We start from the raw sequence: 6,921 nt of genomic DNA, 5'->3' as shown, positions 1-6,921 counted from the left end.
GCGGTGGTGGCGGCAGGAAGATCACCGGCGGCGGGGGTGGCGGCGCAAAGTCGAATTCGGGATCATCGAAATACAGGACCGGGCGGTCGACATAGATGATTTCCGTTTCAGGTGGCGGCGGCACGTCGTAAGCAATTACCGTGAAGGATGCGGGCGGCTCCAGCGCGGCTTCAAAATGGTCAAGCCTCCGGCGGGCATCCCAGCCGTGCGGACCATGCGGATAGCGGCGCAGATATGACCAATAGGCTTCCGGCGTGTCGGCGACCCAGGTTTGGCGCCATGTGATCGCCTCACGCCGGGCAGCGACAATGGCCCGCACACGCTTGGCCATCGGGTCGCTGGGGTAAGCGGCAAGAAAATCCTCGTACCCGCGCAGCGTATCGCGATCGAGCGCGGCGAGATAGGCATCGCGGGCATCAAAATCGCGAATGGCCTTGGCCCGCATTGCACCGCCCTGCAGCGCGGATACTTGCTGTGCCGGCGCATCGGGGCCTTTATCGAAGAAAAGGAACGGCGTACGGAATTTCGTGGCATTCCAGGGCAGTTCCCCGCCCTTGGTCGCATCGCTCACCCGCAGGCGCGTGCGATCGAAGACGTCATCAAGCCCCAGCCCGCCGACACGGATCATCTCGGCAAGGGCGTGCGCATAGGCGCCGTAAGGCCCCGCCTCTGGCGGAGCGACGGTTCCGGGCGCTGCATTGAAGCCGATCAGGACATTGGGATCGGGATCGACAATGGCCAATCCCCCTGCCAGCGGCTGATCCGATCGGACGAATGGGTTGGTTCGGGCCGCGTCGAGCACCATGATGGTGCCCTTGTTCTGCAGTGCGGCGAGCGATTTGGTGAAATCGGAGACCCGTATGGCTTCGACGGGAACATCGGTTGCGCGCTTCATTTTCGCATCGACACCGGCAAAATAGTTTTCGCCTTCATACTGCAGGCCATACCCGGCGAGATAAACGAAGACGACGGTGTCGGGCCCGGAGGCCGTTGCCTTGTCGAGAAAATCCCGGAAGGTATGGCGCAACGAATCCTGATCGAGATCCCTCGCTCCGACCACATCAAATCCTGCGGCCTGCAATGTTTGTGCAATCAGGCCGGCATCGTTGGCGGGTGTCGGCAGCGGACCGGTTTGATAGGCCGAATTGCCGATGACGAGAGCGATTCTCTTCTCTAATGGCGCCTGGGCTTGGGCCAGGCCGGGAATGGATAGGGAGCCGAGTAACAGAAATACAGCAAGACATGTCCGGATTATTCGCATCTCGATCACCTCATTGCAAAGCACGCACGTGCAGCAGGATTATGGTGTGCTTTGAAAGCGGCACGCAAAAATCGTGCTCCATGATTCCGGCAAAATCGTGGGATCGGCGCTTTAAATCTGCTTTGATCAAAGCTTTCAAAATTGCTGAGTATAATCAATGTGGCATGGTTGATGGGACGTCCTGCACCGGGAATTGCCGCGGTGGAATACGCAATAAAACACCGGTCTGTTGCCAGACCGGTGCCTTTGATCGTTGAAAAAGATATTGGTCATTGGAAAAGAGTGCATCTGAAGACCAAAGCCCTCGAAAGATACTCTAGCCATTTAAATCGATTTGAGAATTGGTAGTTCCACCTAGAGAGCGGAGCCATCGACAGGATTGCGGCTCAGGCAGATTGCTCTGCCTTTCCTCGCCACCGCAGCGGTGGCGACTTGCCGATCGCATTTTGATCACCTGTTTCACATGGACTTGGCTGGCATAGACTCATAAAGTCGGTTGCAGAGCCATTCAGATGGGGAGCAGTGTTGGCTATCGACCGCGTTGCACGCAAACTGGTTGCCATTCTGGCAATCGATATGGTCAGTTATTCGCGCCATATGGAAACCGACGAGGCCGCCACGATAGCGCGCATGCGCGTTCATCGTCAGCAGTTGATCGATCCGGTTCTGCGGGAACACAATGGACGCATCGTCAAGACAACGGGCGACGGGCTGCTTGTCGAATTCGGCAGCGTTGTCGACGCGGTCGAAAGTGCGGTTCTGATCCAGCGCGGCGTGGCGGACGCCGAAGCGGACATGCCGCGGGAGCACCGCATTCAATATCGTGCAGGCATCAACATAGGCGATATCGTCATTGACGGTGATGATATCTTTGGCGACGGCGTCAATATCGCCGCAAGGATGGAAGCCTTGGCTGAACCGGGTGGTATCTCGATCACCGCGAATGTGTTTGAGCAGGTCGCGGGCAAAGTGGCCTTCACCTTTGAAGATCTTGGCGAACGGCAGGTCAAGAACATCAGGAAGCGCATACGCGTCTACCGGGTTGTGCTGGAGATCATGGCGGGTGCCAAACGCCCCCGATCCGATGCGCCATCGGCCGACGGTGTCGCCAAGCCGGCCATCGCCGTCCTGCCGTTCCAGGATATGAGTGCCGACAAGGACCAGGAGTATTTTGCCGACGGTATCGCCGAAGACATCATTACGGGGCTGGCGCGCAACCAGGCATTCTTTGTCATCGCCCGCAATTCATCCTTTACATACAGAGGCGGTGCCGTCGACATAAAGCAGGTCGCCGGGGAACTCGGCGTGCGCTATGTGCTGGAAGGCAGCGTGCGGCGCAGCGGTCCCCGGGTGCGGATCACCGCGCAGCTGATCGATGCGGCGACCGGCAATCATATCTGGGCCGAGCAGTTCGACCGGCAGATGGATGACATCTTCGCTGTCCAGGACGACATCACGGCGAGCATTGTTGGCGTGGTGACGCCCGAACTCATCGGCGCGGAGATGAAGCGGGCTCGCCGGAAAGACCCCGCCAACCTCAGCGCGTGGGATTATGTCATGCGAGCGAACTGGCATGCCTGGCGCTGGACAAGGGAAGACAGCGCGGCAGCCAAGGATTTTGCCCTGAAGGCAATAGCGCTTGATCCGAACCTGGCGCGGGCACGGGTGGTGCATGCCATGTGCGATATCATCGATGTGCTGTATGCTTGGAGCCCCAATCCGCCGCAGGCCATGAACGAAGCCCACGAGATGGCGCGCGTCGCGGTTGAACTGGATGAGCGGGATGCCGAAGCGCATACGATCCTCGGTTCAGTCGCCCTGTTCATGCGGCGGTTCGACGATGCCCGGCGGTGCCTGGAAACGGCCATCGATATCAATCCCAATCTGGCGTTCGCACGCATGTGGGGCGGCGGATATTATGCGCTGGCGGGTGAAAGCGGCAATGCACGCGAAACCCTGAAGATGGCCATACGGCTCAGCCCGCGCGACCCGGCCAATTACTGGACTTTCGCATTTTTCGGCATGGCCGAGTTTGCCGACGGGCTTTACGACGCTGCGGCGGAATGGGCGCGCAAGGCCCTGCATCTCAATCCCAATTTTCCGACCGGTCATAGGGTTCTTCTGGCGGCACTCGGCGAGATGGGTGATGCAGACGCGACGCGTGCCGCGCTTGACCGCCTTCTCCAGGTCGCCCCGGGGACCAGCATTGCGACGACGCGTGCCGGAGTCCCCTGGCGAAACCCCGAGCATTTGCAGCGCTATCTCGATGCGCTGCGCAAGGCAGGGCTGCCGGAGTGATGCGGCAGCCCTGGCATTGCCGTCAGGACGACAGTGCCTCCTGCATCTCGGTTTGTGTCGGCGGCTTGCGGCCGGCCTCGCGTGAAACCGGGATCAGCCAGGTCGTGGCAAAGGTGAGGATGGCAACGGTGAACACCCCCCAGAAACTCCAGTGCAGGGCGGAGTGAAACACCAGGCGGATGGCGGGGTTCGTCGCCAGGCTGGACAGGCCCGATGGCTGGTTGATCACCTCGTGCAGTTTGTTGGCGAGATCGCCGCTGCCGAAATGCGCAATTCCGATATTGAGTATGGCGCCCAGGGTTGTCGCACCGAGGGTGTTGCCGAGGCTGCGCGAGAAGATGATCGATGCCGTGGCACTGCCACGCATCGACCATTCGACACTTTCCTGTACCAGAACGACGCTGGTGACGCTGATCAGTCCCATGCCGAAACCCATGAGGAAGGAACCGACGCCGGCCGAGACAGGGCTGCTTTCGGGCGTGAGGAAGAGCAGAAACGACGCGCCGATCGGAAACATCAGGCTGCCGGCGCGCAGGGTCCTGCGGATTCCAAACGCGCGAAACAGCCGGATGGACAGCATGACGGCGAGCGGCCAGCCGACGATGAGCATGGTCAGCGTGAAGCCGGCAACCAGCGGCGAGCGTCCCAGCACGCCCTGCACGTAGATCGGCAGTACGGTGGTCAGCCCGATCAGCGCCATGCCGGCGAGAAGCGTCGCTATGTTGCTGGTGGCGACAAGGCGGCGGCTCCACAGGGCAAGCGAAATGATGGGCTCCGGCGCCCGGCGCTCCTGCATGAAGAACAGGATGGCAGTCACGATGAACACGGCAGCCAGCGCGGCGAGGATCGACAGATCGGCGTCCGTTTCGGTCAGGATGACCATCAGCGAGACGATGGCAGTCGAAAACAGGATGGTGCCGAGATAGTCGATGCGGGCTTTGCGCGGCTCGATTTTTTCATGCAGGAACAGCGCAAAGCCGATGATCGTCAGCAGGCCGATCGGCAGGTTGATCCAGAAAATCCACGCCCAGGAAAAATGATCCACGATCAGGCCGCCGGCGAGGGGGCCGGTTACGGCGGAAATTGCCCAGACGCTGGCCAGAATGCCCTGCACCTTGGCGCGTTCCTCAAGCCTGTAGAGATCGCCGACGATGGTCATCGTCACGGGCTGGATGGCTCCGGCGCCCAGCCCCTGCAGCAGGCGGAATGCGATCAATGACGTCATCGACCAGGCAAAACCGGCCAGTGCCGAGCCGGCAAGGAAAATCACAATGCCACCGATGAGCATGGGTTTGCGGCCGAAAATATCGGACAGCTTGCCGTAGATCACCGTTGTCGTCGACTGTGCCAGCAGGAAGGCCGAGAAGACCCAGCTGTAATAGGTGAAACCGCCGAGTTGCCCGACAATGCGCGGCATTGCCGTGGCAACGATGGTGGCTTCAATGGCGACCATGAATGTTGCCAGCATGATGGAGGCAACAATCAACGGACGTTTTGAACGTTCAACCGATTGAGACATGTGTTGTTCTGGCTTTCCACTCGCCGAGATAGTGGTTGACGGGTCACGGAAGACCTCAGGCGAGCTGTATATGTGCGGGATCGGGTTGGCGGCAAGGGGCTCAAAATCGCGGCTTGCACGCCATACTTCAACGCCTCGAAACGCCGGTTGTCAATCTCCCCGATGCACACTCCTGACATCCCGGCGCGTGATTCAATCTTGCACTCGCCGGAAAATTGAAGTCCTCTCGGGCCCTGTTTTGAATCAGGATTCGCCCAAGGGGAACAGAATGTCCTTCCAGAAACTCGATGAACTCGGCCACAGGCTTGAAGCCCTGGAACACGCGCTTGCCATTCTCGGCGCCGACGAGGCCACCCATATGGCCGTTGGCGGCGGTGAAAAGCGGGCGGAAGCCATGGGCACGCTGGCGGGGATGTATCATCGCCAGGCATCCCCGCCCGAAATCGCCGACTGGATCGATGCGGCGGAACGGGAGGACCTCGACGAGGAGCAGGTCGCGGCTGTCAGGGAGTTCAAGCGGCACTATGTCAATCTGACCTGCCTGCCCGCTGAATTCGTCGAACGCCAGACGAACACTCGTATGCGCTGCGAGCAGTTGTGGCGCGACCTGCGTGCCAAGAATGACTGGGCCGGGTTTTTGCCGGCGCTCGAAGGTGTCATTGCACTGGCGCGCGAAGAAGCAGCCATGCGCTCGCAGGTTCTCGGCCTTGGTCTTTATGATTCGATGATCGAGCAATATGACCCCGGCAATCGCACGGCGGATATCGCGCCGGTATTCGACACGTTGAAAACCTTCCTCAAGGACTTCGTGCCGGAGGCGCTGGCCATGCAGGCGGAAAGGCTGGCAAAACACCCGCTGAAACCCTTGTCCGGTGTTTATCCGGTCGACAGGCAGCGCGAGCTTGGTCTTGCCATGATGGCAGCGGTTGGCTTCGATCTTTCCCATGGCAGCCTTTCCGTATCGCACCATCCGTTCTGTGGCGGCGTGCCGAGCGACGTGCGCATAACGACACGCTACCGGACGACGGAGTTTCTCTCCTCGCTGATGGGCGTGCTGCACGAAACCGGTCACGCGCTTTATGAACAGAACCTGCCGAAAAAGTGGTCGCATTGGCCGCTGGGAAAGGCGCGGGGCATGGCGGTGCACGAAAGCCAGAGCCTGTTTGTCGAAAAGCAGCTCGGCCGCAACCCCGCATTCTGGCAATGGGCTCTGCCGATTGTCGACAAATATCTGGGTGAATCCTGGTCCATGGATGACATCATTCCGCATGTTCACCGGGTCGAACGCGGTCTGATCCGGGTCGATGCCGACGAGGTGACCTATCCGCTGCATGTTATCTTGCGTTTCGAACTCGAACAGGACCTGATCCAGGGCAGATTGCAGCCGGTTGACCTGCCCGAGGCATGGGACGCGAAGATGCGCGACTACCTCGGATTGTCGACGATTGATAATCCGGCCGACGGGCCCATGCAGGATGTGCACTGGGCAAGCGGCGCCTTTGGCTATTTCCCGTCCTATACCCTCGGGGCGATGATGGCTGCGCAACAATGGGCGGCGCTGACAAAGGAATATCCGGCTGCCGACAGGGATATAGCCAAGGGAGAGTTTGCGGCCATCAACGGTTGGCGGCGTGACAAGATCTGGTCTCAGGCATCGCGCTGGTCGACGCCGGAACTGCTTGAACGCGCCACCGGCGAAAAGCTCAATGCGGACCACTTTATCGGCCATATCCGTGCGCGCTATGGTGCGGTGTAAACGCTTGCAGCGGACGATGTTTGCGCCGCTCCGGGCTTGATAACCGGGGCGGGCGGACACAAATATGCACCAACACACTTCATGGTT

4 protein-coding genes are annotated in these 6,921 nt (G+C 60.0%); 2 read left to right on the top strand and 2 right to left on the bottom strand.

Annotation, left to right across the window (positions count from 1 at the left end):
* Positions 1-1,261: caspase family protein (locus tag J1W56_RS22445; RefSeq protein ID WP_223615510.1), on the bottom strand; the 1,261-nt coding region annotated here is incomplete at its 3' end.
* A gap of 525 nt (positions 1,262-1,786) precedes the next feature.
* Between J1W56_RS22445 and J1W56_RS22440 the strand changes: the two genes are divergently transcribed.
* Positions 1,787-3,559 carry an adenylate/guanylate cyclase domain-containing protein gene (locus J1W56_RS22440; RefSeq protein ID WP_223615509.1) on the top strand — a complete coding sequence of 591 codons (1,773 nt, stop codon included), beginning with the start codon at positions 1,787-1,789 and terminating at the stop codon, positions 3,557-3,559.
* A 22-nt stretch (positions 3,560-3,581) separates the two neighbouring features.
* On the opposite strand, the gene J1W56_RS22435 is transcribed toward J1W56_RS22440, so the two are convergent.
* A complete protein-coding gene (locus tag J1W56_RS22435) occupies positions 3,582-5,078 on the bottom strand; it encodes an MDR family MFS transporter (RefSeq protein ID WP_223615508.1) in 1,497 nt (498 codons plus the stop codon).
* A 268-nt stretch (positions 5,079-5,346) separates the two neighbouring features.
* On the opposite strand from J1W56_RS22435, the gene J1W56_RS22430 reads away from it, so the two are divergent.
* Positions 5,347-6,834, top strand: a complete 1,488-nt coding sequence (locus J1W56_RS22430) for a carboxypeptidase M32 (RefSeq protein ID WP_223615507.1) — start codon at positions 5,347-5,349, stop codon at positions 6,832-6,834.
* Positions 6,835-6,921 lie beyond the last annotated feature (87 nt).

The organism is Phyllobacterium calauticae, assembly GCF_019991125.1.
GTDB classification, from domain to species: Bacteria; Pseudomonadota; Alphaproteobacteria; order Rhizobiales; family Rhizobiaceae; genus Phyllobacterium; species Phyllobacterium calauticae.
Note: the sequence above shows the minus strand (reverse complement) of the source record. Positions and strands in the feature narration are given on the sequence as shown.